This is a genomic window from Streptomyces sp. NPDC006012 (assembly GCF_042871185.1).
GTDB lineage: Bacteria > Actinomycetota > Actinomycetes > Streptomycetales > Streptomycetaceae > Streptomyces.
On the sequence record NZ_JBIAIE010000022.1, the window covers coordinates 1 to 25,377 of the forward strand.

23 protein-coding genes and 5 tRNA genes are annotated in these 25,377 nt (G+C 70.5%); 16 read left to right on the plus strand and 12 right to left on the minus strand.

The features are described 5' to 3' along the window. Positions 1-236: 236 nt before the first annotated feature. The 8 genes from ACFYPJ_RS29195 to ACFYPJ_RS29230 form a co-directional block, all read right to left on the minus strand. The gene (locus ACFYPJ_RS29195) at positions 237-818 is read right to left on the minus strand and encodes an ATP/GTP-binding protein (RefSeq protein WP_200262884.1); all 582 of its coding nucleotides are present in this window, start codon (positions 816-818) and stop codon (positions 237-239) included. Further along, positions 799-1,368, minus strand: a complete 570-nt coding sequence (locus tag ACFYPJ_RS29200) for a DUF742 domain-containing protein (protein WP_389023408.1) — start codon at positions 1,366-1,368, stop codon at positions 799-801. Before ACFYPJ_RS29200 ends, ACFYPJ_RS29195 begins: the two co-directional genes overlap by 20 nt. 93 nt (positions 1,369-1,461) lie before the next feature. After that, entirely contained in the window at positions 1,462-1,875 is a 414-nt protein-coding gene (locus ACFYPJ_RS29205; protein WP_376533226.1) for a roadblock/LC7 domain-containing protein, read from the minus strand. 10 nt (positions 1,876-1,885) lie between these two features. Beyond that, complete coding sequence (locus tag ACFYPJ_RS29210; RefSeq protein ID WP_389023410.1) at positions 1,886-5,131, minus strand: nitrate- and nitrite sensing domain-containing protein; 3,246 nt, start codon at positions 5,129-5,131, stop codon at positions 1,886-1,888. A gap of 431 nt (positions 5,132-5,562) precedes the next feature. Next, complete coding sequence (locus ACFYPJ_RS29215) at positions 5,563-6,138, minus strand: ATP/GTP-binding protein (protein WP_389023413.1); 576 nt, start codon at positions 6,136-6,138, stop codon at positions 5,563-5,565. Continuing rightward, positions 6,119-6,517: a DUF742 domain-containing protein gene (locus ACFYPJ_RS29220; RefSeq protein WP_121890765.1), complete on the minus strand. Its 399-nt coding sequence runs from the start codon at positions 6,515-6,517 to the stop codon at positions 6,119-6,121. The genes ACFYPJ_RS29215 and ACFYPJ_RS29220 overlap by 20 nt, the downstream gene beginning before the upstream one ends. Before the next feature lie 111 nt (positions 6,518-6,628). After that, on the minus strand, positions 6,629-7,042 hold the full coding sequence (locus tag ACFYPJ_RS29225) for a roadblock/LC7 domain-containing protein (protein ID WP_037654657.1): 414 nt from the start codon (positions 7,040-7,042) through the stop codon (positions 6,629-6,631). 9 nt (positions 7,043-7,051) lie between these two features. Further along, positions 7,052-11,005, minus strand: a complete 3,954-nt coding sequence (locus ACFYPJ_RS29230; protein ID WP_389023415.1) for a nitrate- and nitrite sensing domain-containing protein — start codon at positions 11,003-11,005, stop codon at positions 7,052-7,054. 567 nt (positions 11,006-11,572) lie between these two features. Between ACFYPJ_RS29230 and ACFYPJ_RS29235 the strand changes: the two genes are divergently transcribed. The 3 genes from ACFYPJ_RS29235 (at position 11,573) to gltX (ending at position 14,384) form a co-directional block, all read left to right on the plus strand. Then, positions 11,573-11,761, plus strand: a complete 189-nt coding sequence (locus ACFYPJ_RS29235) for a hypothetical protein (protein WP_389023418.1) — start codon at positions 11,573-11,575, stop codon at positions 11,759-11,761. Positions 11,762-12,118: 357 nt separating this feature from the next. Beyond that, entirely contained in the window at positions 12,119-12,904 is a 786-nt protein-coding gene (locus tag ACFYPJ_RS29240) for a fumarylacetoacetate hydrolase family protein (RefSeq protein WP_389023421.1), read from the plus strand. Further along, positions 12,897-14,384, plus strand: coding sequence for a glutamate--tRNA ligase (gene gltX, locus ACFYPJ_RS29245; RefSeq protein ID WP_389023423.1), 1,488 nt, complete (start codon positions 12,897-12,899; stop codon positions 14,382-14,384). Before ACFYPJ_RS29240 ends, gltX begins: the two co-directional genes overlap by 8 nt. Positions 14,385-14,443: 59 nt before the next feature. Here the strand turns inward: gltX and ACFYPJ_RS29250 are convergent, their stop codons facing one another. Beyond that, entirely contained in the window at positions 14,444-14,728 is a 285-nt protein-coding gene (locus tag ACFYPJ_RS29250) for a type II toxin-antitoxin system RelE/ParE family toxin (RefSeq protein WP_389023426.1), read from the minus strand. A gap of 109 nt (positions 14,729-14,837) precedes the next feature. Here ACFYPJ_RS29250 and ACFYPJ_RS29255 point away from each other — a divergent pair, with 109 nt between their 5' ends. The 6 genes from ACFYPJ_RS29255 (at position 14,838) to ACFYPJ_RS29280 (ending at position 16,138) form a co-directional block, all read left to right on the plus strand. Then, a complete protein-coding gene (locus ACFYPJ_RS29255; protein WP_389023429.1) occupies positions 14,838-15,569 on the plus strand; it encodes an HAD family hydrolase in 732 nt (243 codons plus the stop codon). 90 nt (positions 15,570-15,659) lie between these two features. Further along, positions 15,660-15,731: transfer RNA gene (locus ACFYPJ_RS29260), tRNA-Gln, on the plus strand. Positions 15,732-15,771: 40 nt separating this feature from the next. Then, a tRNA-Glu gene (locus ACFYPJ_RS29265) sits at positions 15,772-15,844 on the plus strand. Positions 15,845-15,871: 27 nt separating this feature from the next. After that, positions 15,872-15,944 (plus strand) — tRNA-Glu (locus ACFYPJ_RS29270). A 21-nt stretch (positions 15,945-15,965) separates the two neighbouring features. Next, positions 15,966-16,037, plus strand: a tRNA-Gln gene (locus ACFYPJ_RS29275). Between the two features lie 28 nt (positions 16,038-16,065). Then, positions 16,066-16,138: transfer RNA gene (locus ACFYPJ_RS29280), tRNA-Glu, on the plus strand. Between the two features lie 305 nt (positions 16,139-16,443). Here the strand turns inward: ACFYPJ_RS29280 and ndgR are convergent. Continuing rightward, complete coding sequence (gene ndgR / locus ACFYPJ_RS29285; RefSeq protein ID WP_389023432.1) at positions 16,444-17,160, minus strand: IclR family transcriptional regulator NdgR; 717 nt, start codon at positions 17,158-17,160, stop codon at positions 16,444-16,446. Positions 17,161-17,350: 190 nt separating this feature from the next. Between ndgR and leuC the strand changes: the two genes are divergently transcribed. From leuC to ACFYPJ_RS29305, 4 genes are all read left to right on the plus strand, one after another. Then, positions 17,351-18,781, plus strand: a complete 1,431-nt coding sequence (leuC, locus tag ACFYPJ_RS29290; RefSeq protein ID WP_389023435.1) for a 3-isopropylmalate dehydratase large subunit — start codon at positions 17,351-17,353, stop codon at positions 18,779-18,781. A 15-nt stretch (positions 18,782-18,796) separates the two neighbouring features. Further along, positions 18,797-19,390: a 3-isopropylmalate dehydratase small subunit gene (gene leuD / locus ACFYPJ_RS29295; protein WP_389023438.1), complete on the plus strand. Its 594-nt coding sequence runs from the start codon at positions 18,797-18,799 to the stop codon at positions 19,388-19,390. Between the two features lie 266 nt (positions 19,391-19,656). Beyond that, positions 19,657-19,887, plus strand: coding sequence for a hypothetical protein (locus tag ACFYPJ_RS29300; RefSeq protein WP_389023441.1), 231 nt, complete (start codon positions 19,657-19,659; stop codon positions 19,885-19,887). A 137-nt stretch (positions 19,888-20,024) separates the two neighbouring features. Further along, positions 20,025-20,666: an HU family DNA-binding protein gene (locus tag ACFYPJ_RS29305; protein WP_389023444.1), complete on the plus strand. Its 642-nt coding sequence runs from the start codon at positions 20,025-20,027 to the stop codon at positions 20,664-20,666. A 461-nt stretch (positions 20,667-21,127) separates the two neighbouring features. On the opposite strand, the gene ACFYPJ_RS29310 is transcribed toward ACFYPJ_RS29305, so the two are convergent. Continuing rightward, positions 21,128-21,340 carry a hypothetical protein gene (locus tag ACFYPJ_RS29310; RefSeq protein WP_389023447.1) on the minus strand — a complete coding sequence of 71 codons (213 nt, stop codon included), beginning with the start codon at positions 21,338-21,340 and terminating at the stop codon, positions 21,128-21,130. 9 nt (positions 21,341-21,349) lie between these two features. Beyond that, positions 21,350-21,988 (minus strand): 2-phospho-L-lactate guanylyltransferase, encoded by a 639-nt coding sequence (cofC, locus tag ACFYPJ_RS29315; RefSeq protein ID WP_389023451.1) that lies wholly within the window; start codon positions 21,986-21,988, stop codon positions 21,350-21,352. A 144-nt stretch (positions 21,989-22,132) separates the two neighbouring features. Here cofC and ACFYPJ_RS29320 point away from each other — a divergent pair, with 144 nt between their 5' ends. From ACFYPJ_RS29320 to ACFYPJ_RS29330, 3 genes are all read left to right on the plus strand, one after another. Continuing rightward, positions 22,133-22,921, plus strand: coding sequence for a lysophospholipid acyltransferase family protein (locus ACFYPJ_RS29320; RefSeq protein WP_389023454.1), 789 nt, complete (start codon positions 22,133-22,135; stop codon positions 22,919-22,921). Further along, on the plus strand, positions 22,918-23,928 hold the full coding sequence (locus tag ACFYPJ_RS29325) for an NAD(P)H-dependent glycerol-3-phosphate dehydrogenase (protein ID WP_389023456.1): 1,011 nt from the start codon (positions 22,918-22,920) through the stop codon (positions 23,926-23,928). The genes ACFYPJ_RS29320 and ACFYPJ_RS29325 overlap by 4 nt, the downstream gene beginning before the upstream one ends. Before the next feature lie 188 nt (positions 23,929-24,116). Continuing rightward, positions 24,117-25,274: a D-alanine--D-alanine ligase family protein gene (locus tag ACFYPJ_RS29330; protein ID WP_389023459.1), complete on the plus strand. Its 1,158-nt coding sequence runs from the start codon at positions 24,117-24,119 to the stop codon at positions 25,272-25,274. Positions 25,275-25,377: the final 103 nt, after the last annotated feature.

Below are 25,377 nucleotides of genomic sequence, written 5' to 3' on the forward strand. Positions count from 1 at the left end.
GAGCCCGCACCCGCACCAGCCACTTCGCAGCACTGTGCCCCGTCGAGCTGACGCTCGACGGGGCACAGCAAGGGCCGAATTAACCAACAGCGTCCGGCGGGCGGGGCCCCTTCTCGGCATGTACCAGGGACGGGTGCGCACCCGTCAGGGAGGCGCGGAGCCGCGTGGCCGGCCACGGAACCCGTGGCCGGCGTACGACCCGCGAGGGCGGCCCCGGTGCCGGGGCCGCCCTCGCGCTAGCGCAGGCGGGCCATGAGCGCGTGCTCGACGAGCGTGATGAGTGCGCTCTTGGCGTCGGCCCGGTGGCGGGCGTCCGTCGTGATGATCGGGGTGTCCGGGCCGATCTGCAGGGCCTCGCGCACCTCGTCCGGGGTGTACGGCTGGTTTCCGTCGAAGCCGTTCAGGGCGATGACGAAGGGGAGACCCGAGTTCTCGAAGTAGTCGACGGCGGGGAAGCAGTCGGCCAGTCGTCGGGTGTCCACCAGGACGACCGCGCCGATGGCGCCGCGGACCAGGTCGTCCCACATGAACCAGAACCGGTCCTGGCCGGGCGTGCCGAACAGGTACAGGATCAGGTCCTGGTCGAGCGTGATGCGGCCGAAGTCCATGGCGACCGTCGTGGTCGTCTTGTCCCCGGTGTGGGTGAGGTCGTCGATGCCGGCCGAAGCGGACGTCATCACGGCCTCTGTGCGCAGCGGGTTGATCTCCGAGACAGCGCCGACGAACGTGGTCTTACCCACGCCGAAGCCGCCCGCCACCACAATCTTCGCTGAGGTGGTGGAGCGGGAAGGACCGCCGCTAGAGCTTGCGAAGTCCACTGAGCACCCTTTCGAGCAATGTCACGTCTGGCTGGCCACCGGCGTTCTCGTCGCCGCCGGGCTGATGGATGGCGACCAGGCCCGCCTCCGCCAAGTCGGCGACGAGGATCCTGGCCACGCCGAGGGGAATGGTCAGCAGCGCCGAGATCTCGGCCACCGACTTGATCTCTCGGCACAGGTGGCAGATCCGCTGATGCTCGGGCAACTGGCCCTGCATCTGGTGCGGCTGCGCGGTGGTGTGCACCAGTGCCTCGATGGCGAGCTGGTAGCGCGGGCGGGTCCGGCCGCCGGTCATGGCGTACGGACGCACCAAGGGGTTGTTCGCCGCCACGGCGGGCGCCGGCTCGGGGCGGCGCGGCGGCTGTACCGGCTGGATGCGCGGAGCCGGCGGCTGGTCGTACGGCGAAGGGCCGGGGCCCTGCGGTGCGTACGGCTGCCGGTGGCTCGGGGTGGAGGGGAAGTTGTACCGGTTCGTCGAACCGTCACCCTGGCCGTGGGCAGGACCGTGCGACCAGTTGCCTGCCGACGAACCGCTTGGGGGTGTTGCCACTTTCTCCTCCTCCGACCGTGCCGGGCACCCGTCCCTGGGAGCCGCGTCCCGAAACCTTACGGCTCCGGAAGACGAAAACGCACCGTCTGTCTGTTAGTTGAGAAGGCTCCCCTGGAGTTCCGCACGGAGATCCGGGGTGAGAACCGTGCCCGCGCGGTCCACCAAAAGTGCCATCTCGTACCCGATGAGGCCGATGTCCGCCTCCGGGTGTGCCAGGACTGCGAGCGACGAGCCGTCGGAGATGGACATGATGAAGAGGAATCCCCTCTCCATCTCCACAACTGTCTGGTTCACCGTGCCCCCCTCGAAGATCCGGGAGGCGCCTGCCGTCAGTGACGTCAGACCGGAGGCGACGGCCGCGAGCTGGTCGGCGCGGTCGCGGGGGAAGCCTTCGGACATCGCCAGAAGGAGTCCGTCGGCGGAGACCACCACCGTGTGGGACACCCCCGGGGTGTTGTCCACGAAGTTGGTGATCAACCAGTTCAGGTTCTGTGCCGCCTGGCTCATCGGGCTCACACTAACGCTCCTGGTCGTAGGTGCTGTCAGGACCGAGGCCCTGGCCGTTCGTTTCACCGCCTGCGCCGACGTTGCGTCCGCGCTGGACGCCCCGACGCAGGTTGCTCAGCCTGCCCCGGATGTCCTCCGGGGCTCGGGAGACCTGTGGGCCTCCCAGCGGGGCGGCTTCCGCGGCGCCCTCGACCAGGTTGGCCTTGGGCACCCGCCGCGGCAGGCCCGAGGGGGTGACCCCGCCTGCCTTGGGCTTGCGCAGCTGCGAGGCATGCTGCCAGCGCTCGTCGTTCGCCGAACGCCAGTCACCGTCCCCGTTGTTCTCCGGTGCGGGCTCCGGCGTCTCCTGGTGCCCGCCCGCCGCGTCGTGCGGGCCGTTGCCGTTCGGCCCGCTCGCGATGGTTCCGCGGCGGGGCAGCCCGGCGTCGGTCAGCTCGTGGACGGCGGAGGAAGCCGGTCCCGGACGGTCGAAGCCTACGCGGTCCGGCTCCGTCACGTCACCGGCCTGCGAAGATTCCGCTTCGGGAGCGTACTGACCTGGATACCCGTTCTGGTAAGCGTCCCGCTGCGACCAGTCATCCTGGTGGGGCTGCTCACCAAAACCGGGGAAGGAGCCGGCCGCTCCGCCCTGCGGGCCCGCCTGCTGCTCCTGGGCGGGCTCCGCATACGCCTGTTGCGGGTAGCCGCCGTGCGGGGCGAACGGGTCGCCCTGCGGCAGGCCGCCGTTCGCCGGGAAGGCGCCGTCCGCTGCGTAGTACTGCTCGTCGTACGCCTGCGGGCCCTGCTGCTCGTACGCCGGTTGCGGGTCGTACGGCGCGGGCTGCTCGGAGTAGCCCGTACGGCCGCCGTCGTACGCCTGTGCCTCGAACCCCTCGGGGTAGGGGGATGCCGCGGGCGGCTCCTGCCCGCCCTGGGGCAGTGCGCCCGGCTCCGGCGCCTGGACGCCCAGGGCCGCGCGGCGCTCCTCGCGTTTCAGGGAGCGGCCGACCGGGTCCAGTTCCCGGACGCCGTCGGATCCGTCGGCGTACCGGCTGTCGTCGAAGCCGAGTTCCGCCGCGGTGCGCATCGGCAGCTGCTGACCGGGGTTCTCGCCCGGGTACTGCTGTGCCGGGATGATCTGCGAGACCGTGAACTCGCGGTCCAGCGGCTGCTGGCCGCCACCGCCGTGGGTGATCGCGTCGGGGAGCATGACCAGCGAGGTGGTGCCGGCCTGTTCGCCGGAGGGCCGCAGCTGCACCCGGATGCCGTGCCGGTCGGACAGCCGGCCGACCACGAACAGTCCCATGCGCTGGGAGATCGCGGCGTCCACGGTCGGCGGGTTGGCCAGCCTGTGGTTGATGTCCGCGAAGTCCTCGGCGGTCAGGCCGATGCCCTTGTCGTGGATCTCGATCATGATCCGGCCGTCGGGCAGCCGGGTCGCGGTCACCCGCACCTTGGTCTGCGGCGAGGAGAACGTGGTGGCGTTCTCCAGCAGCTCGGCCAGCAGATGGACGAGGTCGGTGACCGCGCGGCCGTGTATCTCGGCCTCCGGCACGCCGGCCAGCTCGATGCGCTCGTATTGCTCCACCTCGGAGGAGGCGGCGCGCAGCACGTCGACCAGCGGGACCGGCTGGTCCCAGCGGCGGCCGGGCTCCTCGCCCGAGAGGACGAGCAGGTTCTCGCCGTTGCGGCGCATCCGGGTCGCCAGGTGGTCCAGGCGGAAGAGGCTCTCCAACTGATCCGGGTCGGCCTCGTTGTTCTCCAGGTCGGTGATCAGGGTCAGCTGGCCCTCGATCAGCGACTGGTTGCGGCGCGAGAGGTTGGTGAAGATCGCGTTGATGTTGCCGCGCAGCAGGGCCTGCTCGGAGGCGAGCCGGACGGCCTCGCGGTGGACCTGGTCGAAGGCGCGGGCGACCTCGCCGATCTCGTCGGTCGAGGCGATCGGGATCGGCGCCACCCGGGTGTCGACCCGGCCGGGGTCGGTGCGGGAGAGCTGGTCGACCAGCATCGGCAGGCGCTGCTCGGCGATACCGAAGGCGGCGTTGCGCAGCCGGCGCATCGAGCGGCTCATCTGCCGGGCGACGGCACCGGCCAGGAGGAACGCCACGAACAGGGCGACCAGGATCGCGCCGCCGGTGACGAACGCGGAGGTCCGGGCGTCGCCGGCGATGCCGGCGGCCTCGCTCACCGCCTTGTCGGCCAGGTCCGACTCGATCTCGTGGTAGGCGTTGTACTTGAGGGTGTTGACCGCCCACCAGTTCTGCGCGGTGATGCCCTTGCCGGCCAGTGTCCCGCGGGCGGCGGTGCCGGTGTCGGGCAGCGTCGCCACGGCCGAGGTCATCGTGGTCGGGTTGGCCGGCGGGGCGACGTACTTCGGGTCCTTGGCCTTGGCCTGCTGGGCCAGCGCGGCGCCCTCGGTCTTGATCTTCTGCTCGGCGTCGGCGAGCTTCTGCGCGTCCGCCTCGGTGCCGCCGCCCAGGTACTCCTCGACGGCTATCCGCTCCAGATAGGCGTACGACGACAGGGCCACCCGCTGGGTGGCCAGGTTGGGGGCGTCCGGACCGGGCTTGACCAGCAGGTGCATGCCGATGGACCGTTCGAGGGACAGCGCGGCCTTGGTCAGCGAGATGGCGTAGACGGTACGGCCGTAGGAGGTGATGTTGCCGGTGCCCAGTCCGAGTTCGTTGGCGAACTCCATCAGGGGGTGGGCGATCCCGACGTAGCCCTCTTCGGTCCGCACACCGGTGAGCCTGGTGGTAAAGGCGGCCTTGCGCAGGTCCTGGAGCTTGGGCTCCTCCTTGCGGAACAGCTTCAGACGGCGTTCGAGGCCGGCCTTCTGCGGCATGGTCCGTGCGGCCCGGTCGAAGGCGGCGGCGGCCTGGTCGGTCTTCTTGCGGGCGTCCTCGACGGGCGCCTTGTCGGTGTTCAGCAGCAGGGGCGCCACGGCGACGTCGCGCTCGACATAGAGGGCGTCGGCGTAGGTGAGGGCGGTACGGACCAGGCGTGCGGTGCTCTCCGCGTCGCGGGCCTGCTGCCAGGTGGCGATCGAACTGTTCACCTGGAAGCCGCCCATGACCAGGCCGACCACCACGGGTATGAGCAGGATCGCGTTCAGCCGGGTCGGTACCCGCCAGTTGCGTGGGGAGAGGCGGCCGCCGCGCGGCACGGGAGCGGCCGTCCGCTCCGGACCGGGCACGGGGCTGGGCGCCGCGGCGCGCGGCGGCGGGGTGAAGTTGCCCCGGGCCGACGGCTCGGAGCCGTTCTTGCTTCGCCTCACTCGACCAACAACCTCTCGGCGGCGGGCACCTACGTCGTGCCGCAGTCTCTCAGAGCCCGGTATGCCGACGGGCTACCACTCGGTTACTCCGTGCGTCTTTGACCACTGGGCAGTTCCCGCATTCCAGCACGACGACCAGCGCACTTCCAAACAGCGGAGCCAGTGAATTCCCCGTGACGCGCGCCGCAGATAAACCGGTCATAAAGAACAAGCCCCGCCAAAAGGCGGGGCTATTGTGAGCGCAGCGGGTTCATTCGACCGCGACGCGTGTCGATCTGAACCGATTCCTCTGCCGAAACGTTATGAACAGGGGAGCCGACCGTGTCAAAGCCAACAGCCGGCTCCCTCGCCGGTACGGCAACTGCCGTATGCGGCTTTCGACTTAGGACCTACCCCTTCGGCGCAGCCACTCGGGTCGCATCTCTTCCCGATTACCGCAGCCGCGCCATGAGCGCGTGCTCGACGAGCGTGATGAGTGCGCTCTTGGCGTCGGCCCGGTGGCGGGCGTCCGTCGTGATGATCGGGGTGTCCGGGCCGATCTGCAGGGCCTCGCGCACCTCGTCCGGGGTGTACGGCTGGTGGCCGTCAAAACCGTTGAGCGCGATGACGAAGGGGAGACCCGAGTTCTCGAAGTAGTCGACGGCGGGGAAGCAGTCGGACAGCCGCCGGGTGTCCACCAGGACGACCGCGCCGATGGCACCGCGGACCAGGTCGTCCCACATGAACCAGAACCGGTCCTGGCCGGGCGTGCCGAACAGGTACAGGATCAGGTCCTGGTCGAGCGTGATGCGGCCGAAGTCCATGGCGACCGTCGTGGTCGTCTTGTCCCCGGTGTGGGTGAGGTCGTCGATGCCCGCGCTCGCGGACGTCATCACGGCCTCCGTGCGCAGCGGGTTGATCTCCGAGACGGCACCGACGAACGTCGTCTTGCCGACGCCGAAGCCGCCCGCCACCACGATCTTCGCGGAGGTGGTGGCCCGGCCCCCGTCAGAGCTTGCGAAGTCCACTGAGCACCCTTTCCAGCAGCGTCACGTCCGGTGCGCCGCCGTTGTTCTCGTCGCCGCCCGGCTGGTGGATGGCGACCAGGCCGGCCTCGGCGAGGTCGGCGACCAGGATCCGGGCCACGCCGAGCGGCATGGTCAGCAGCGCGGACACCTCGGCCACCGACTTCACCTCGCGGCACAGGTGGCAGATCCGCTGGTGTTCCGGGAGCAGCCCCATGAGCGCTGCCGGGTCGGCCGTGGTGCTGATCAGTGCCTCGATGGCGAGCTGGTAGCGCGGCCGGGTCCGGCCGCCGGTCATCGCATACGGACGTACCAGCGGCTGGTCGCCCTCGTCCCCGTACGGCTCCGCGTACGGATCATGAGAGGCGGTGGGCGGGGTCATGAATCCTCCGGGCGGGACAGCAGGTCGGACAGTCGTGCCGTCTGACGGGGCCGGTGGGGGGATTGTGGCGGCCGGACGGTGATTTGGTGAGCTGGGTGGATCCGGGGCCGGTCAGTGGAGCAGACTGCCCTGTAGTTCGGCGCGCAGGTCGGGCGTGAGGACGGCGCCCGCGCGGTCGACGAGGAGTGCCATCTCGTAGCCGACGAGGCCGATGTCGCACTCGGGGTGGGCCAGGACGGCGAGGGACGAGCCGTCCGAGATGGACATGAGGAAGAGGAACCCGCGTTCCATCTCCACGACCGTCTGCGCCACCGTGCCCCCCTCGAAGATCCGGGAAGCCCCGGCTGTCAGCGAGGTGAGCCCGGAGGCGACGGCCGCGAGCTGGTCGGCGCGGTCCCGGGGGAAGCCTTCCGACATGGCCAGAAGGAGTCCGTCGGCGGACACTACGACGGTGTGGGACACCCCGGGGGTGTTGTCCACGAAGTTGGTGATCAACCAGTTGAGGTTCTGTGCCGCCTGGCTCATCTGGCTCAACTAACGCTCCTGCTGGTGAGTGGGGCTCGGGAAGCTGCCGGTCTGGCCGTTGTTGGCCTGGCGACCCTGCGCGATACCCCGACGGAGATTGGTCAGCCGGCCGCGTACGTCGTCGGGCGCACGCGAGACCTGCGGACCGCTGTGGTGCTGTTGTTGTTCCTGAGCCGTGCCCGCGACGAGGTTCGCCCGGGGCACGCGACGCGGCAGACCGGAGGTGGTGACGCCGCCCGCGGCGGGCTGCCGCACCCGCTGGGCCTGCCGGACGAGCTCGTCGTTCGGCGAGCTGCGCCAGGAACTCGTGACGGGACGTTGCTGCGGGCCCCCCGGGCCGGCCGGCCCGGGCTGCTGCGCCTGCTGCGGGGCCGGTTCCGCCGGGCCCGCGCTCTGCGGCGGCCCCTGCTGGCCGCCGCGGAACCAGTTGGTCTCCAGCGTGTCGTACAGCGGGGTACGGCCGTCACCGGGACCGGCCACCGGGGGCAGTGCGTCCGGCTGCTGCCGCGGTCCGCGTTGTGCCGGGACCGGCGGGCGGGGCGTGCCGAAGTCGGTGCCCCGGCCGTTCGGCTGCGGCTGCTCGTACTGGCCCGTGTGCTGCTGGCCCGGCCGGGTGGGCAGGGAGTGCCGACCGGTGGGACCGCTGTCGTGGCCGGGGGCCGGGTACTGGCCCGTGGCGCCGTTGTCGTAGCCGGGCGCGGGGAACTGGCCGGTCGAGCTGTTGTCGTAGCCCTGCGAGGGGTACTGACCGGTCGAGCCGTTGTCGTAGCCGGGCGCGGGGAACTGGCCCGTGGAGCTGTTGTCGTGGCCGGGGGCCGGGAACTGGCCGGTCGAGCCGTTGTCGTAGCCCTGCGAGGGGTACTGACCGGTCGAGCCGCCCTCGTAGGTCTGCGGGGCGGCGAACTGGCCCGTGGTGGACCCGCTCTGCTGTCCGATCGGCCCGCCGAAGACGTCGGAGCGGACGAACTGGCCCGCGCCCTGCTGACCGGGGCCGCCGGGCCGCGGGGCCTGGCCGGTGTGCTGCGGGGCGTCGTAACCCGCGTGGCTGAACTGGCCGGTGTTCTGGGCGCCGCCTGCGCCGCTGAAGTCCGGACGGGGGAACTCGCCGGTGGCCGCCGGACCCTGGTGGGCGTCGGCCGCCGGGATGGCCGGCATCTCCGCCGTCGCGCCGGGGCCCTGGCGGTCGTCGATGCGCGGCATGCGCGAGGTCTGCGCCGGGTCCTGCTCGTCGTGGCCGCGCGGGGTGTCCATCGAGGCCCGGGACAGCGGCGGTGCACCCTCGTCGCTCCAACCGGACGTGCGCGGCTGCGGGTTGCCGCCCGGCAGCTCGGCACGCGGCCCGCCGCGCGGCGGCAGCTGCGGCTGGCGGCCCTGGTCGGTGCCGTCGCGCCGCGGGGCGGCACCACGGCCGCCGAAGACGTCCTGCTGCGGCCCGCCCGTGCCCGCGGCCTGCAGCCCCTGCGGGGCCCCTGGCGCCTGACCGCCGAAGGCTCCGGCGCCTGCCCCGGCCGGAGCCGGCCGGTCCTGCTGCGGTCCGCCCACGCCGCCGGGCCCGCCCGGCAGCGCGCCCTGGCCCGTGCCGGGCAGCGCGGCCCGCGGACCCTGGCCCGCACCGACCTGGCCGCGCGGCCCGGAGCCGGCGCCGAGCCGTCCACCGGCGCCCGCGGCACCCGGACCGAGCGCAGCGGCGGGTGCGCCGGCCCCGAGGGCACCGCCGCCGCCCTGGGCGGCGTTGCGCCGGGCCGCCGCCGCACCGGCGGCGGCCTGCGCGGCGGCCGGACCGCCCGCGGCGGGCACGCCCGGCTTGCCGGCGGGCACCTTGCCGCCCTGGGCGACATCGACGGGCAGCATGACGAGCGCCGTCGTGCCACCGGAGTCGGACGGGCGGAGCTGGATGCGGATGCCGTGGCGCTGCGAGAGCCGGCCGACCACGAACAGACCCATGCGCCGGGAGACGGAGACGTCCACGGTGGGCGGCGAGGCGAGCCGCTCGTTGATCGCCGCGAGATCCTCGGGGGACAGGCCGATACCGGTGTCGTGGATCTCGATCAGCACCCGGCCGTCGGGCAGGGCGTGCCCGGTGACCTTGACCTTGGTCTGCGGCGAGGAGAACGATGTCGCGTTCTCCAGCAGCTCGGCGAGCAGGTGCACGAGGTCGTTGACGACGCGTCCCGCGACCTCGGTGGTCGGCACCGAGGCCAGCTCGATGCGCTCGTACTGCTCCACCTCGGAGGCCGCGGCGCGCAACACGTCGACCAGCGGGACCGGGCGGGTCCAGCGGCGGCCGGGTTCCTCACCGGCGAGGACGAGGAGGTTCTCACCGTTACGGCGCATGCGCGTCGCGAGGTGGTCGAGCTTGAACAGCGAGGACAGCTGGTCCGGGTCGGCCTCGCGGGACTCAAGTTCGGAGATGAGGGACAGCTGACGCTGGATGAGGCCCTGGGAGCGGCGCGAGAGGTTGGTGAACATCGCGTTGACGTTGCCCCGCAGCAGGGCCTGCTCGGCGGCGAGCCGGACCGCCTCGCGGTGCACGTCGTCGAAGGCCGTGGCGACCTTGCCGATCTCGTCCCGGGAGTGCACACCGACCGACTCCACGGACGTGTCGACGTCCTGCGGGTCGGACTCGGACAGCTGCTTGACCAGCTCGGGCAGCCGGTCCTGGGCGACCTTGGTGGCGGTCTCCTGGAGCCGGCGCAGCGAGCGGATCATGGACCGGGCGACGACGAAGGCGCCGACCAGGGAGACACCGAGGACGAGCAGGATCAGTGCACCGGAGATGATCGCGTCGCGCTCGGTGGCGCTGCGCAGCTCGCGGGCCTTCTGCTCCATCTCTTCGAGCAGCGTGTGCTCGATCTTCTGCATCTGCTCGATCTTGGTCGAGCTGTCGTCCACCCAGTCGCGGTAGGAGCGCTTCTGGACGCTGAGGCCGTCCTCGCCGCCGAGTGCGCGCTTGGCGTAGGTGTCCGCGGACTCGATGGTCGGGTTGCCCTCGTCGATGGGCTTGAGGAGTTCCTCGGCGCCCTGCCCGGAGTAGAGGCTGCGGAAGATGTTCAGCTCGGAGGACTCGCTCTCCAACGCGGACTCGCCGTAGAGCCGGTCGTTGTCGGAGAGCTTGCCGACGGTCTTGTTGGTGTCGGGCAGCGCCGCGGCGATGACGGCGCGCTGCACGGACGCGTACTCCTTGGCGGTGGAGAACGCCGCCAGGGCGCGGGTGCGCTGGATCATCTCCGAGTTGCTGGACGCCTCCGCCATGTCCTGCGAGAGGTCGACCAGCTGGGCGATCAGCCGGTGGTACGCCTCGACGGTCTGGGTCGAGTTGTTCTTCTGCTGGTACGCGGTACGGCGGATCTTGGCCAGGCTGTCCAGCTGCCCGGCCAGGCCCACGAGGCTGTCACGGACACCCGTGAGGTTGCCGTCCTTGCTCGCGGAGTCGATCTGCTCGGAGGCGTTGAGGAAGTTGGCCAGGGCACGGTCGGTCCGCTGCTCGTAGCCCTTGACCGTGTAGTTGTTCGCGCTCTGGCCGTTCGCCAGCGGTCCGGCCGACTGGTCGCGCTCCTCCTGGAGCGCCGCGGCCAGTTCGGTCGCCTGCTTCGTCATGTCCGTCAGCAGCTTCATGTTGTCGAGCTGCTGGATGTCGTCCATGGACTGGTTGATGCGCAGCCCGCCCAGCGTGGTGGCCGCGACCACGGGGAGCGCGAGCAGCGACACCAGTCGGGTGGAGATGCGCCAGTTGCGCAGGGCTATTCGTGAACCGGGACCGGTCGGGGCCTTGGCCGGCTTGGCCGCGGGCGTGGGGTTCGACGGCGGCGGCGTGACACCGGGACGCCCGGGGCGCTCTCCGCCGTCGCCGGCCGGGGTCGGGCCTGGGTTCTGGGCGTGCTGGGGGGAGGAACCGCGGTCGGTCCCGCCGTGCGGCCCCGGCTCGGCCGGAGCACTGCCATCCCTCTTGAAACGTCCCTGCACTAGCGTCGCAACCTCTGGACCAGGCGCCCCTCCGCGTGAGCGGTGGGACACGGTTTCGGCGTTGTCGGGGAGCGCCCTGAATACGCCCCCCGGGTGGTCGTGAGTGACCGGCGCTGGCTCCCCCCGTCTCACCGCCGCTCGGCGCTGCTTTGCGCCCCCTGAGCGCCGGCTCGATCCCGCGGCGGTCCGTGGAATTCCAGCACAGTGCCGGATCTCCAACAAGGCCCATGGGCGAGCCGGTGAAACCTGTGACGGCGTGTGAGGGAAGTATTACGAGGCGTGGAAAATGATCTCGCCCATATCGGACTAACTCCTGCGAGTTGCCAGCGACGGACAGGTGTCCCAGTCGCCATGATCAGGAGCGGAATGGCAGGGTCGGAGCCGCAATGTCCGTTTCGCTAATGTGAGTTGCGGGCCGGAATTGACCGGATTGTGTTCGGATTCGTGAGCAAACTCACACGGCGATCATGCGCACTTCGCGACGGTGCCCGGGAATCGGATGTTTAGCCTGACGCTTTACAAGAGGGAAGTATCTGCCAACCCACACAGGACAGGGTTCCTACAGCCGTGAAGACCACGATGATGTTCCGCACCATAGCCAACCCGCGTCGCACGACTCTCGCCCACCTCGGCGACGCCGACGAGTTGCAGGCGACGGAACATCCGGAGCACTCCCTCGACCTTCCCGCGCACACCGCCAATCCGCGGCGCACGGTTCTCGACGAGCTTCCGGCCGCGGCCGTCGCCGCGGAGTAGGCGCGCACGGACCGCTGCCGGGGGCACGCGCCAACCGCCGTACGGCAGTTCACGACTGCCGCCGTATGACGGTTCGCAACCGCCGTCGAACGGAGGTTCGTGACCGCCGCCGCACGAGGGATCGTGCCCGCCGCCGCACAACGGCGGTCGCGGACCCTCCGGTCGCGGACCCTCCAAGGCGGCCCCCGCGGACTCTCCGGCCGTGCCGCGGACAAGGCATGCCCCGGAAGACCGCACCCCGCTGATACGCGAGGCCGCGGCCTTCCGTCGCGTTAGCCTGGAGCGTCAGACTCCAGCCGACATCCAGCCGGTCCCCAGCCGACGCGGTCGTCTTCAGTTAAGGGGCGCAAGCAACCCGTGCGCATCGCCAGGTTCTCCATCGACGGGACCGTCGCCTTCGGCGCGGTCGAGGGCGACAGGCAGGACGAACTCGTCCTCGACGTCATCAAGGGCATCCCGTTCACGGACTTCGAGCTGTCCGGCACCAAGGTCCCGCTGAGCAAGGTCAGGCTGCTTCCGCCGGTACTCCCCAACAAGGTCGTGGCCTTCGGGCGCAACTACGCGGAGCACGCGAAGGAACTGGGCAACGAGGTGCCCGACGCCCCGTTCGCCTTCTTCAAGCCGTCCACCTCGGTGATCGGCTCCCGGGACGAGATCCAGTACCCGTCGTTCTCCACCGAACTCCACCACGAAGCGGAGCTGGCGGTGGTCATCGGCCGACTGTGCCGCGAGGTCCCGCGCGAGCGCGTCAAGGACGTGGTCTTCGGCTACACCTGCGCCAATGACATCACCGCCCGTGACGTCCAGAAGCGCGAGAAGCAGTGGGCCAGGGCCAAGGGCTTCGACACCTCCTGCCCGCTCGGCCCCTGGGTGGAGACGGACCTGGACCTGGAGCGCGCGAACGACCTCACGGTCCAGCTCACCGTCAACGGCGAACAGCGCCAGCTGGGCCGTACGAGCGAGATGATCCACCCCATCGAGGACCTGATCGTCAACATCACCGAGGCCATGACGCTGCTTCCCGGCGACGTGATCCTCACCGGCACCCCGGCCGGGGTCGGCCCCCTCAACGTCGGCGACGAGGTCGCCGTCACCATCGAAGGCATCGGCACTCTCACCAACAAGGTTGTCAAGCGTGGCTAGCGCAGCAGGCTCCACCTCCCCCCGCGTCCGTTTCTGCCCCTCGCCCACCGGTAACCCCCACGTGGGCCTGGTCCGCACCGCCCTGTTCAACTGGGCGTTCGCCCGGCACCACCAGGGCACCCTGGTCTTCCGCATCGAGGACACCGACGCGGCCCGCGACTCCGAGGAGTCCTACGGCCAACTGCTCGACGCGATGCGCTGGCTGGGCTTCGACTGGGACGAGGGCCCCGAGGTCGGCGGTCCGCACGCGCCGTACCGCCAGTCGCAGCGGATGGACATCTACCAGGACGTCGCGGCCAGGCTCCTGGCGGCGGGCCACGCCTACCGCTGCTACTGCTCCCAGGAGGAGCTGGACTCCCGCCGCGAGGCGGCCCGCGCCGCCGGCGAGCCGTCCGGCTACGACGGCCACTGCCGCGACCTGACCGCCGGGCAGATCGCGGAGTACGAGGCCCAGGGCCGCGCCCCGATCGTCCGCTTCCGGATGCCCGACGAGACGATCACCTTCACCGACCTGGTCCGCGGCGAGCTGACCTTCACCCCGGAGAACGTGCCCGACTACGGCATCGTCCGGGCCAACGGCGCCCCGCTGTACACGCTGGTCAACCCGGTCGACGACGCCCTGATGGAGATCACCCACGTTCTGCGCGGCGAGGACCTGCTCTCCTCCACCCCGCGGCAGATCGCCCTCTACAAGGCACTGATCGAGCTGGGCGTCGCCAAGGAGGTGCCCGCGTTCGGCCATCTGCCGTACGTGATGGGCGAGGGCAACAAGAAGCTGTCGAAGCGCGACCCGCAGTCCAGCCTGAACCTCTACCGGGAGCGCGGCTTCCTGCCCGAGGGCCTGCTCAACTATCTCTCGCTGCTGGGCTGGTCGCTCTCCGCCGACCAGGACATCTTCACGATCGACGAGATGGTCGCGGCCTTCGACATCGCCGACGTGAACCCCAACCCGGCCCGCTTCGACCTGAAGAAGTGCGAGGCGATCAACGCCGACCACATCCGGCTGCTGGACGTGAAGGAGTTCACCGAGCGTTGCCGCCCGTGGCTCCGGGCTCCGTTCGCGCCCTGGGCGCCCGAGGCGTTCGACGAGACCAAGTGGCAGGCGATCGCCCCGCACGCGCAGACCCGCCTCAAGGTCCTGTCGGAGATCACCGACAACGTCGACTTCCTGTTCCTGCCGGAGCCGGTCTTCGACGAGGCGAGCTGGACGAAGGCGATGAAGGAGGGCTCGGACGCCCTGCTGCGCACGGCCCGCGAGCGGCTGGAGCAGGCCGACTGGACCTCGGCCGAGTCCCTGAAGGAGGCCGTCCTGGCGGCCGGCGAGGCGCACGGCCTCAAGCTGGGCAAGGCCCAGGCCCCGGTGCGGGTGGCGATCACCGGCCGCACGGTCGGCCTGCCCCTCTTCGAGTCCCTTCAGGTGCTGGGCAAGGAGCCGACGCTGGCCCGGATCGACGCGGCCCTGGCGAAGCTGGCGGCGTAGCCACCGGACCATGCGCGAGGGGCGGCACCCGGGCATCGGGTGCCGCCCCTCGGCGCCGGTCACTGCGCGTCGGTCTCGTCGATCAGATAGTGGCTCTCGTCGAAGATCTCCAGCACCACGACGACCATGATCGCGCCGGCCACCATGTACTCCAGCAGCACGCCGGGGGCCACGTACGCCTTGCGCAGGTGCTCGTCCGGTCCCAGCTGGGCCGTCGACGTCTTGCGGAAAGGATCACGGGCGAGTATGCGCACGGCCCTGTCCAACTGGGCCCGGCGTTCGGCAGGCAGTCCGTCGTACGCGGCTCGGGCCTCGACGGTGAACTGGACGCGGTACTCGGTCATGGCTGTGGCTCGGTCTTTCGCTCGTCGGTCCGTCCAAGCTACGGCATCCGCGATCCCCCGGACGCCGGAAGTGCAGACGCGGGCACGGCCCCCGCGTTACCGTCGCCCCATGAGCATCCGAGCCGTGGTCTGGGACGTGGACGACACGCTGTTCGACTACACGTCTGCCGACCGGGCCGGAATGCACGCGCACCTGGCCGCCGAGGGCCTGCTCCACAGGTACGACAGCGCGGAGCAGGCCCTCGTGCACTGGCGGGAGATCACCGACCTGCAGTGGGCGCGGTTCGGCTCCGGCGAGGTCGGCTTCGAGGAACAGCGCCGGGACCGGGTGCGGATGTTCCTGGGCGCGGAGCTGACCGACGACGAGGCCGAGTCCTGGTTCCTGCGCTATGTCCGGCACTACGAAGCCGCCTGGAGCCTGTTCCCGGACGTGCTGCCCGTCCTCGACGCCCTCGCCGCGAGCCACCGGCACGCGGTGCTGTCCAATTCGAGCCTCCGGGTCCAGGACCCGAAACTGCGCGCGCTCGGTGTCCGCGACCGGTTCGAGGCGGTGCTGTGCGCGGCGGAACTCGGCGTCTCCAAACCCGCGGGCGCGGCGTTCCTGGCGGCCTGCGCGGCCCTGGAACTGCCGCCCCACGAGGTGGCGTACGTCGGCGACCATCCGGAGATCGACGGACGGGGCGCGGCCGAGGCCGGTTTGCTGTCCGTGTGGATCGACCGCGTCGGGGAGCCGGCCGGTGACACCGCCGTCGCCGCGGCCCGTCGGATCTCCTCTCTGGCCGAACTCCCCCCGATCCTGCGCGCCGATACTCGTTTTGGAGCCCCGTCCAGCTTCGGGTAATGTTCTTCCTGCGCCGCGGAGAGCGGGCCGGAAGGCCAAGGATCCGGGCGCATAACTAGAACAAGATCCCCTCAGGGGCTTGCGTTCCAGTGGCCTATGGTGTAATTGGCAGCACGACTGATTCTGGTTCAGTTAGTCTTGGTTCGAGTCCAGGTAGGCCAGCTCGCAGAGCTCATCTGCAGGTGCGGATCTCATCCGCAGAGCCCCCGTTGTGTAGCGGCCTAGCACGCTGCCCTCTCAAGGCAGTAGCGCCGGTTCGAATCCGGTCGGGGGTACTGTCCTGATCATTCTGGGACGCTAGGGCCCCCGTTGTGTAGCGGCCTAGCACGCCGCCCTCTCAAGGCGGTAGCGCCGGTTCGAATCCGGTCGGGGGTACTGATTGGTCTAAACCATCATTGGTCTATGGTGTAATTGGCAGCACGACTGATTCTGGTTCAGTTAGTCTTGGTTCGAGTCCAGGTAGACCAGCTCGGATCTGCGGAAACGCAAGATCCTCGCCCCCGTTGTGTAGCGGCCTAGCACGCCGCCCTCTCAAGGCGGTAGCGCCGGTTCGAATCCGGTCGGGGGTACTCGGTACGAAAGGCCCGTCACCTCGGTGGCGGGCCCTTCGTCATGTCTTGCGGGGGTGTCACCCGGGTCGCGGCGTCCGGCCGGAGCCTGCTGAGCCGTACCGCCGCGGGCGCCGGTTCCGCTCCGTCCGTGCCCGTCGGCTCGTACGTCAACCGGGCGTCGGACACGGGCAGTTCGACGTTCCGTCAGCCGGCGGAGCAGGTGCTCCGCGGGGCGGGGGAGGGGCTGCCGTGGCGTTGCGGCCGCCCCTCCTGGAACACACCCGTACGTTCCCGCGCGTATCCGTACGGCCTGGTCGGCGGGCTCAGCCGGAGCGGCGCAGGGCCTCGGACAGGCGCGCGGCGGCGTCGATGACCGCCTGGGCGTGCATCCGGCCCGGGTGCCGGCTGAGGCGCTCGATGGGGCCGGAGACGGACACGGCGGCCACCACACGGTTCGAGGGGCCGCGCACGGGCGCGGAGACGGACGCCACGCCCGGCTCGCGCTCGCCGATGGACTGGGCCCAGCCGCGGCGCCGCACCCCCGACAGAGCCGTCGCCGTGAAACGGGCGCCCTGGAGTCCGCGGTGCAGGCGCTCCGGTTCCTCCCAGGCCAGCAGGATCTGTGCGGACGAGCCCGCCTTCATCGTGAGCGTGGAACCGACCGGGACGGTGTCCCGCAGTCCGGACAGGCGCTCCGCGGCGGCCACACAGATGCGCATGTCACCCTGGCGCCGGTAGAGCTGCGCGCTCTCGCCGGTGAGGTCCCGCAGATGCGTGAGCACCGGGCCGGCCGTCGCCAGCAGGCGGTCCTCGCCCGCCGCCGCGGCCAGCTCCGCCAGCCGCGGGCCGAGGATGAAGCGGCCCTGCATGTCGCGTGCCACCATGCGGTGGTGTTCCAGCGCTACGGCCAGCCGGTGGGCCGTGGGTCGTGCCAGTCCGGTGGCGCCGACCAGACCCGCGAGGGTGGCCGGACCGGACTCCAGAGCGCTCAGGACGAGGGCCGCCTTGTCCAGAACGCCGACGCCGCTACTGTTGTCCATGCAACGATACTTGCGTCTCACTCTGTGAAACGCAAGTTCAATTTCCGGTGGAACGCGCGACTCTGGAATACACAGCGGCCTGCGGTCCGGCGGGCCCGGCGACGGACGCCCGAAGGACAGGGGCGCGGGCGCGGTTTCCACAGGAATCTCTAGTTGGGCCGGTGCAGCACTGCCGGCCGGAGGGAAAGCGATGGGTAGGACACTCGCGGAGAAGGTCTGGGACGATCACGTCGTCCGGCGCGCAGAGGGCGAGCCCGACCTCCTCTTCATCGATCTGCACCTGCTGCACGAGGTCACCAGTCCGCAGGCGTTCGACGGCCTCAGGCAGAGCGGGCGCACGGTGCGCCGCCTCGACCTCACCATCGCGACCGAGGACCACAACACTCCGACCCTCGACATCGACAAACCCATCGCGGACCCGGTCTCCCGCGCCCAGCTGGAGACGCTGCGCAAGAACTGCGCCGACTTCGGGGTGCGGCTGCACCCGCTGGGCGACGTCGAGCAGGGCGTGGTGCACGTCGTCGGCCCGCAGCTGGGCCTGACCCAGCCCGGTACGACGGTCGTCTGCGGCGACTCCCACACCTCCACGCACGGCGCCTTCGGCGCGCTGGCGTTCGGCATCGGCACCTCCCAGGTGGAGCACGTGCTGGCCACCCAGACGCTGCCCCTGGCCCGCCCGAAGACCATGGCGATCACGGTCGACGGCGAGCTGCCCGAGGGCGTGGCCGCCAAGGACCTGATCCTGGCGATCATCGCGAAGATCGGCACCGGCGGCGGCCAGGGCTACATCCTGGAGTACCGCGGCAGCGCTATCGAGAAGCTCTCGATGGAGGCCCGGATGACCATCTGCAACATGTCGATCGAGGCCGGCGCCCGCGCGGGCATGATCGCTCCCGACGAGACCACCTTCGCCTACCTCAGGGACCGCCCGCACGCCCCCGAGGGCGCCGACTGGGACGCCGCGGTGGCGTACTGGAAGACGCTGCACACCGACGAGGACGCGGTCTTCGACGCCGAGGTCGTCATCCACGCGGACGAACTGGCACCGTTCGTCACCTGGGGCACCAACCCGGGCCAGGGCGCCCCGCTTTCGGCGTCCGTCCCCGACCCGGCTTCGTACGAAGACGCTTCGGAGCGGCTGGCCGCCGAAAAGGCCCTGGAATACATGGGGTTGGAGGCCGGACAGACGCTGCGCTCCATCCAGGTGGACACCGTCTTCGTAGGCTCCTGCACCAATGGGCGCATCGAGGACCTGCGCGCCGCCGCGGGCATCCTCAAGGACCGCAAAGTCGCCGACGGCGTACGGATGCTGGTCGTCCCGGGCTCCGCGCGGGTGGGTCTGCAGGCCGTCTCCGAAGGTCTGGACGTGGTCTTCAAGGAGGCCGGGGCCGAATGGCGGCACGCGGGCTGCTCGATGTGCCTGGGCATGAACCCCGACCAGCTGGCCCCGGGTGAGCGCTCCGCGTCCACCTCCAACCGCAACTTCGAGGGCCGGCAGGGCAAGGGCGGCCGTACCCATCTGGTATCGCCGCAGGTCGCGGCCGCGACGGCGGTCCTGGGCCACCTGGCGTCCCCCGCCGACCTGTCCGGCACCGACACCCGTACGCCCGCCGAAGTCTGAGAGTCGCTGAGGATCATGGAAGCATTCACCACGCACACCGGCCGGGCCGTCCCGCTGCGCCGCGGCAACGTCGACACCGACCAGATCATCCCTGCTCACTGGCTCAAGAAGGTCACCCGGGACGGATTCGAGGACGGGCTGTTCGAGGCCTGGCGCAAGGACCCGGAGTTCGTGCTCAACCGTCCTGAGCGGCAGGGCGCCACCGTCCTGGTCGCCGGCCCCGACTTCGGCACCGGCTCGTCCCGTGAGCACGCCGTCTGGGCGTTGCAGAACTACGGCTTCAAGGCCGTGATCTCCGCCCGGTTCGCCGACATCTTCCGTGGCAACTCACTGAAGAACGGCCTGCTCACCGTGGTGCTGGAGCAGTCGACCGTGGACGCGCTGTGGGAGCTGACCGAGCGGGACCCCGAGGCCGGGATCACTGTCGACCTGGAGCGCCGCGAGGTGCGCGCCGAGGGCGTCACGGCCGCCTTCGAGCTGGACGAGAACTCCCGCTGGCGGCTGCTGAACGGCCTGGACGACATCTCGATCACCCTCCGGAACGAGGCCGACATCGCCGCGTACGAGACGAAGCGGCCCGCCCACAAGCCGCGGACGCTGAAGGTCTGACCCTCCGGCCCCCAAGAGGTCGAGTTTCGGCCACCGCAACACCCCCTCTGTACCCCCGATCGCCACGATTGGGGGTACAGCCATGTCTGCACCCGAACGGCCCCGGCCGCTTCCGGAAGTCGTGCCAACTCCCCACGTTAGGTGGGTGATTACTGGGGTAGGCGGGCATCCGGGCAGCTCCTCCCAAGGGGCCCGCGGAGCGCCGCGGGCGGCGCCAGTTGCCCCCTGGGCAGGCGACAACTCGCCCCAGATGGCACAATCTGTGCATGGAACACGACGGCCAACTCCAGCTCTATGCGGCGGTCGCGGACCAACTGAAGGAAGCGCACGCAAAGGTGCGCGCACTGCAAGTCCCGGAGGGCGTACGGATGGCGCTGACCCGGAAGCTGCTGGTCATTACGGCCGCGGCCAAGCACGATCTCGCCGACGCGGCAAGGCGGCTCGACCGGTTCACCGAGGACCTCGACGCGGGGCGAATCCCCGAAGGGGAACGCTGAACCGGCCCGAGAGGGCCGAGTCCGTTGCGGCACAAGGGTGATTAGCCCGTTTCGTGTTTGATTTGCGGTATATATCTGCCTAACGTGCGAAAAAGCTTGAACACTTTCGTTCTGGCGATGTCTCCGAAGGGGAAGACGTGAACAAGGCGCAGCTCGTAGAAGCGATTGCCGACAAGATGGGTGGCCGCCAGCAGGCCGCCGATGCTGTCGACGCGGTCCTGGACGCCGTCGTCCGCGCCGTGGTCGCGGGCGACCGGATCTCGGTCACCGGATTCGGGTCCTTCGAGAAGGTGGACCGTCCGGCCCGTTACGCCCGCAACCCCCAGACGGGCGAGCGGGTTCGGGTCAGGAAGACCTCGGTACCGCGTTTCCGTGCCGGTCAGGGCTTCAAAGACCTGGTGAGCGGCTCGAAGAAGCTCCCGCGCAGCGGTGAGGTCTCCGTCAAGAAGGCGCCCAAGGGCAGCCTGACCGGCGGTGCTTCCGCGACGGTCAAGAAGGCAGCGGCCAAGAAGGCCACGGCCAAGAAGGCGGCGGCGAAGAAGGCCCCCGCGAAGAAGGTCACCGCCAAGAAGGTCACCGCCAAGAAGACGACCGCGGCCGCCAAGAAGGCGACGGCCAAGAAGACGACCGCGGCCGCCAAGAAGGCCACGGCGAAGAAGGCCACGGCCAAGAAGACGGTGGCGAAGAAGGCCCCCGCGAAGAAGGTCACGGCCAAGAAGGCCCCGGCCAAGAAGTCGACGGGCCGCAAGACCACCGCCAAGAAGGCCACCGCCCGCTAGGCGCAGGCGCACGGGGCACTCACACGCCGGGCCGGACTCCCTCGGGAGCCCGGCCCGCGGTGTGTTCCGTGGTCCGGGCGTCTTGCCGGGGCTGGGGTCGGGGCTGGGGCCGGGGCGTGGCCTGGGGAATCTGGCGCCGGGAGACGGGAGGGGCCTCGGGTCTGGCGTGGTCGGAGGGGTCGGAGGCGGGGGCGGAGTGCCATGACGCGTCTGTGAGGCCGGGATGGCCGAGGGCTCTGCGATTCCGTGCGGGCGGGATGCCTGAGCGGCTCGGGGGACTTACGGGGCTCTGGCGGGCGGTGGGGCCCGCGGGAACCCTGGGGCAGGTGTGAACACCAGCCGGGACAGGTGTGAGCCCGTGTGCCTGGGGCAGGTGTGAGCCACCCGGATGTCCGTGGGGCAGGTGTGCGCCGGTACGCCTCTGGGGCGGCTGTGGGCCCTTGGACGGGCTTTTTCGCCGCTCAGAGGGTCTGGAGGGTCACCAGGGTGATCCGCAGGCCGGGCCCGGTGCCGTCCGCCGGTTCCGTCTCGATCCGTACCCGCTGTCCGGGACGCAGCAGCCGCAGCCCGCCCGCGTCGAACGCCGGCGCGTCGAAGGGCACCGGGGTGCCGTCGTCCAGCAGTACCTGCCCGCTGCGGGTCCCGGGGTCGTAGGTGTACGCGGTCGCCTGCATGGCGGCAGCCTACTGCCCGGGGATCAGCAGCCGCGCGGTCGCGGCCGAGGTGCGCGGGCCCACCCCCAGCGCCAGCGCCGCGCGCAGGTCGTCGCCGGTGTCCACGTCCTGCCGTACCGAGTCCACCGCGTCCAGCTGGAGTTCCACCGCGCCCGAGGCACGGTGCCGGGCGCGGGAATCGACGCCGAAAGCCGGGAGCAATTCCAGGCCCGGGGCCGCCGTCAGCAGAGTCGTGCCGACTCCGGCCGCATCCGGGAGAAAAGCGCGCGGGAATTCCGTTGCGGCCTCCAGTACCCGGGACAATTCCGGCGTGCGCAGGGCGGGCAGATCGGCGTTCAGCGCCGCCACCGCGGACCCCGCGTCCGAGGCCCGTACCACCCCGGCCGCATGCGCCAGGGCGGCGTTCAATCCGCCGCCGGGTTCGTCCGGGACGATCCGGGCGCCGAGCGCCGCGAGTTCCCGGCCGGCCAGCGCGTCGTCCGTGACGACCGCCACATCCCGTACCGCCTCGCAGGCCAGCGCGGCCGCCACCGTGTCCTGCGCGAACGCGAGGGCCAGCCCCGGGCGCAGCCCGTCCGCGGCGGTGTCCGCGAGCCTGCTCTTGGCCAGTGCCAAGGACTTCACGGGGATGACCAAGGTCCACTGCACTGACGTATCGTTCCTCTCTCGTCGCGGCCATTGTCAACCGCGTCGGCCGAAGGCCGGGGAAGCGGGGCGTACGGTGTCCTCGACAGACAGGCCGCCCGGAGCGACACTTGTGCGGCTCCCCAGGCCCTAGAGGAAGGTGTCCGTGTGTCCCGCCGCAGAATCGGCTTCTGGTATCGCTTGGCCGCGGTGATCTGCAAACCACCGCTGGTGGTTCTGATCAAGCGGGACTGGCGCGGAATGGAACACATTCCGGCCGAGGGCGGATTTATCACCGCGGTGAATCATAATTCCCACGTCGATCCCTTCGCTTACGCGCACTATCAGTACAACACCGGACGGGTGCCGCGATTCCTGGCGAAGAGTGGCCTGTTCAAGAAGGGCTTCGTCGGGTCCATGATGCGCGGTACCGGGCAGATCCCCGTGTACCGCGAGAGCACCGACGCGCTCAGTGCCTTCCGGGCGGCGATCGACGCGGTGGAGCGCGGTGAGTGCGTCGCCTTCTACCCCGAGGGCACCCTCACCCGCGACCCGGACGGCTGGCCCATGACCGGCAAGACCGGCGCCGCGCGGGTGGCCCTGCAGACCAGGTGCCCGGTCGTCCCCGTCGCCCAGTGGGGCTGCAACGAACTGCTGCCGCCGTACGCCAAGAAGCCCGACCTGCTGCCGCGCAAGACGCACCACGTGCTCGCGGGCCCGCCGGTGGACCTGTCGCGCTTCTACGGCCAGGAGATGACCGCGGAGGTCCTCAAGGAGGCCACCGAGGTCATCATGGCTGCCGTCACCGGCCTGCTGGAGGAGATCCGCGGGGAGAAGGCGCCCGGGGCGCCGTACGATCCGCGCCGGGAGCGGATCGAGCAGCGGCGCAGGACACAGGCGCAGGCCGTCGGGGAGAAGCAGCCGCAGACAGTTCGGGAAGGGGACGGCGGCAAGTGAGCGAGCCGGTCAAGGCGGCGGTCTTCACCGCCGGTTCGTGGGGTACGGCGTTCGGGGTGGTACTGGCCGACGCGGGGTGCGACGTCACCCTGTGGGCCCGGCGCCCCGAGGTCGCGGAGGCGATCAACTCCGCACGGACCAACCCCGACTACCATCCCGGCGTCGAGCTGCCGAGAAACCTGCGGGCCACCACCGATCCCGCCGAGGCCGCCGCCGGTGCCGACTTCACGGTGCTGTCGCTGCCCGCGCAGACGCTGCGCGAGAACCTCGCCGACTGGGCCCCGCTGCTGGCCCCCCGCACCGTCCTCGTCTCGCTCATGAAGGGCGTGGAACTCGGCTCCACGATGCGGATGAGCGAGGTCATCGAGGACGTGGCCAAGGTCGGCCGGGACCGGATCGCCGTGGTCACGGGCCCCAACCTCGCGCGTGAGATCGCCACCCGGATGCCCGCGGCGGCCGTCGTCGCCTGTACCGACGAGGCGGTGGCCCGGCGGCTGCAGACCCACTGCCACACGCCGTACTTCCGCCCGTACACCAACACCGACGTGGTGGGCTGCGAGCTGGGCGGTGCGGTGAAGAACGTCATCGGCCTCGCCGTGGGCATCGCCGACGGCATGGGGCTCGGCGACAACGCCAAGGGTTCGCTGATCACGCGTGGGCTCGCCGAGACCACCCGGCTCGGCGCGGCGCTCGGCGCCGATCCGCTGACCTTCTCCGGACTCGCCGGTCTGGGCGACCTGGTGGCGACGTGCTCCTCGCCGCTCTCCCGCAACCACACCTTCGGCACCAACCTGGGCAGGGGCATGACGCTGGCGGAGACCGTCGCGGTCACCAAGCAGACCGCCGAGGGGGTCAAGTCCTGCGAGTCCGTGCTGGATCTGGCCCGCCGGCACGGCGTCGACATGCCCATCACGGAGACGGTCGTCGGCATCGTGCACGAGGGCAAGCCGCCGGCGGTGGCGCTCAAGGAGCTGATGTCGCGCAGCGCGAAGCCCGAGCGGCGCTGAACAGCGCTGAACGGCCGAACAGTGCCGAACAGTGCCGAACCGCACGGAACAGCACTGAACGGCCGAACAGTACTGAACAGCGTTGAACGGCACTGAACGGAAATGACCGGACCAACCGGTTTTTGATCCGTTTGTGTACGGGGGTGACGCTGTCTCCGGCCGCTACCAACCGGTACTCTCATCGCGATATGAGCACCGAGAACCTCCCCCAGAGCCCTGAGCAGCAGCCTCGCAAGCCGCGTGTGGCCGTCGTGTTCGGCGGACGCAGCTCCGAACACGGGATCTCCATGGTCACCGCGGGCGCGGTGCTGCGGGCCATCGACCGCACGAAGTACGACGTGCTGCCGATCGGCATCACGCGGGAGGGGCGTTGGGTGCTCACCGCGGACGACCCGGACCGCATGGCCATCGCCGAACGCCGTACGCCCGAGGTCGAGGAACTTGCCGAGTCGGGCGAGGGCGGGGTGGTGCTCCCCGTCGATCCCGCCAGCCGCGAGGTCGTCTACAGCGAGCCCGGCTCCGTGCCCAAGGCGCTGGGCGAGGTCGACGTGGTCTTCCCGGTGCTGCACGGCCCGTACGGGGAGGACGGCACCCTGCAGGGGCTGCTGGAGCTGTCCGGTGTTCCCTACGTGGGTTCGGGCGTGCTCGCCTCGGCCGTCGGCCAGGACAAGGAGTACATGAAGCGGGTCTTCACCTCCTTCGGTCTGAAGGTCGGCCCCTACCTGGTGATCCGGCCGCGGGAGTGGGAGCGCGAGGAGTCCGCCGCCCGCAAGCGGATCGTCGACTTCGCCGGTGAGCACGGCTGGCCGCTGTTCGTGAAGCCCGCGCGCGCGGGTTCGTCGATCGGCATCACCAAGGTCGACGAGCTGTCCGGTCTCGACGAGGCGATCGAAGAGGCCCGGGCGCACGACCCGAAGATCCTGGTCGAGGCTGCGCTGCGGGGCCGCGAGATCGAGTGCGGGGTGCTGGAGTTCGAGGACGGGCCGCGGGCCTCCGTGCCGGCCGAGATCCCGCCGCCGGACGCGCATGCGTACTACGACTTCGAGGCGAAGTACATCGATTCCACGCCCGGCATCGTGCCCGCCCCGCTGACCGCCGAGGAGACCGCCGAGGTGCAGCGGCTCGCGGTGGCGGCGTTCGAGGCGGCCTCCTGCGAGGGCCTGGTCCGCGCGGACTTCTTCGTCACCGAGGACGGCGAGTTCGTGATCAACGAGATCAACACCATGCCCGGCTTCACGCCGATCTCGATGTACCCGCAGATGTGGCAGGCGTCCGGCGTCAGTTACCCCGAACTGGTGGAGCTGCTGGTGCAGGCGGCGCTGCGGCGCAGCACGGGACTGCGCTGACGCGGCACCGGAGGTCCTGGCGGGACGGTTTCGCGGGTGGCCTTCGCGGGAGAAATGCGGCGGCAGGAGGGCTCCGGCGAGGCGGCCGTGGCGGCTCGCCGGC

Excerpts from the sequence above, each read along its gene's own strand:
- ACFYPJ_RS29205 (WP_376533226.1), bottom strand. The coding sequence starts at position 1,875 with ATGAGCCAGGCGGCACAGAACCTGAACTGGTTGATCACCAACTTCGTG.
- ACFYPJ_RS29220 (WP_121890765.1), bottom strand. The coding sequence starts at position 6,517 with ATGACCCCGCCCACCGCCTCTCATGATCCGTACGCGGAGCCGTACGGG.
- ACFYPJ_RS29225 (WP_037654657.1), bottom strand. The coding sequence starts at position 7,042 with ATGAGCCAGGCGGCACAGAACCTCAACTGGTTGATCACCAACTTCGTG.
- ACFYPJ_RS29250 (WP_389023426.1), bottom strand. The coding sequence starts at position 14,728 with ATGACCGAGTACCGCGTCCAGTTCACCGTCGAGGCCCGAGCCGCGTAC.
- ACFYPJ_RS29255 (WP_389023429.1), top strand. The coding sequence starts at position 14,838 with ATGAGCATCCGAGCCGTGGTCTGGGACGTGGACGACACGCTGTTCGAC.
- ndgR (WP_389023432.1), bottom strand. The coding sequence starts at position 17,160 with ATGGACAACAGTAGCGGCGTCGGCGTTCTGGACAAGGCGGCCCTCGTC.
- leuC (WP_389023435.1), top strand. The coding sequence starts at position 17,351 with ATGGGTAGGACACTCGCGGAGAAGGTCTGGGACGATCACGTCGTCCGG.
- leuD (WP_389023438.1), top strand. The coding sequence starts at position 18,797 with ATGGAAGCATTCACCACGCACACCGGCCGGGCCGTCCCGCTGCGCCGC.
- ACFYPJ_RS29300 (WP_389023441.1), top strand. The coding sequence starts at position 19,657 with ATGGAACACGACGGCCAACTCCAGCTCTATGCGGCGGTCGCGGACCAA.
- ACFYPJ_RS29310 (WP_389023447.1), bottom strand. The coding sequence starts at position 21,340 with ATGCAGGCGACCGCGTACACCTACGACCCCGGGACCCGCAGCGGGCAG.
- ACFYPJ_RS29330 (WP_389023459.1), top strand. The coding sequence starts at position 24,117 with ATGAGCACCGAGAACCTCCCCCAGAGCCCTGAGCAGCAGCCTCGCAAG.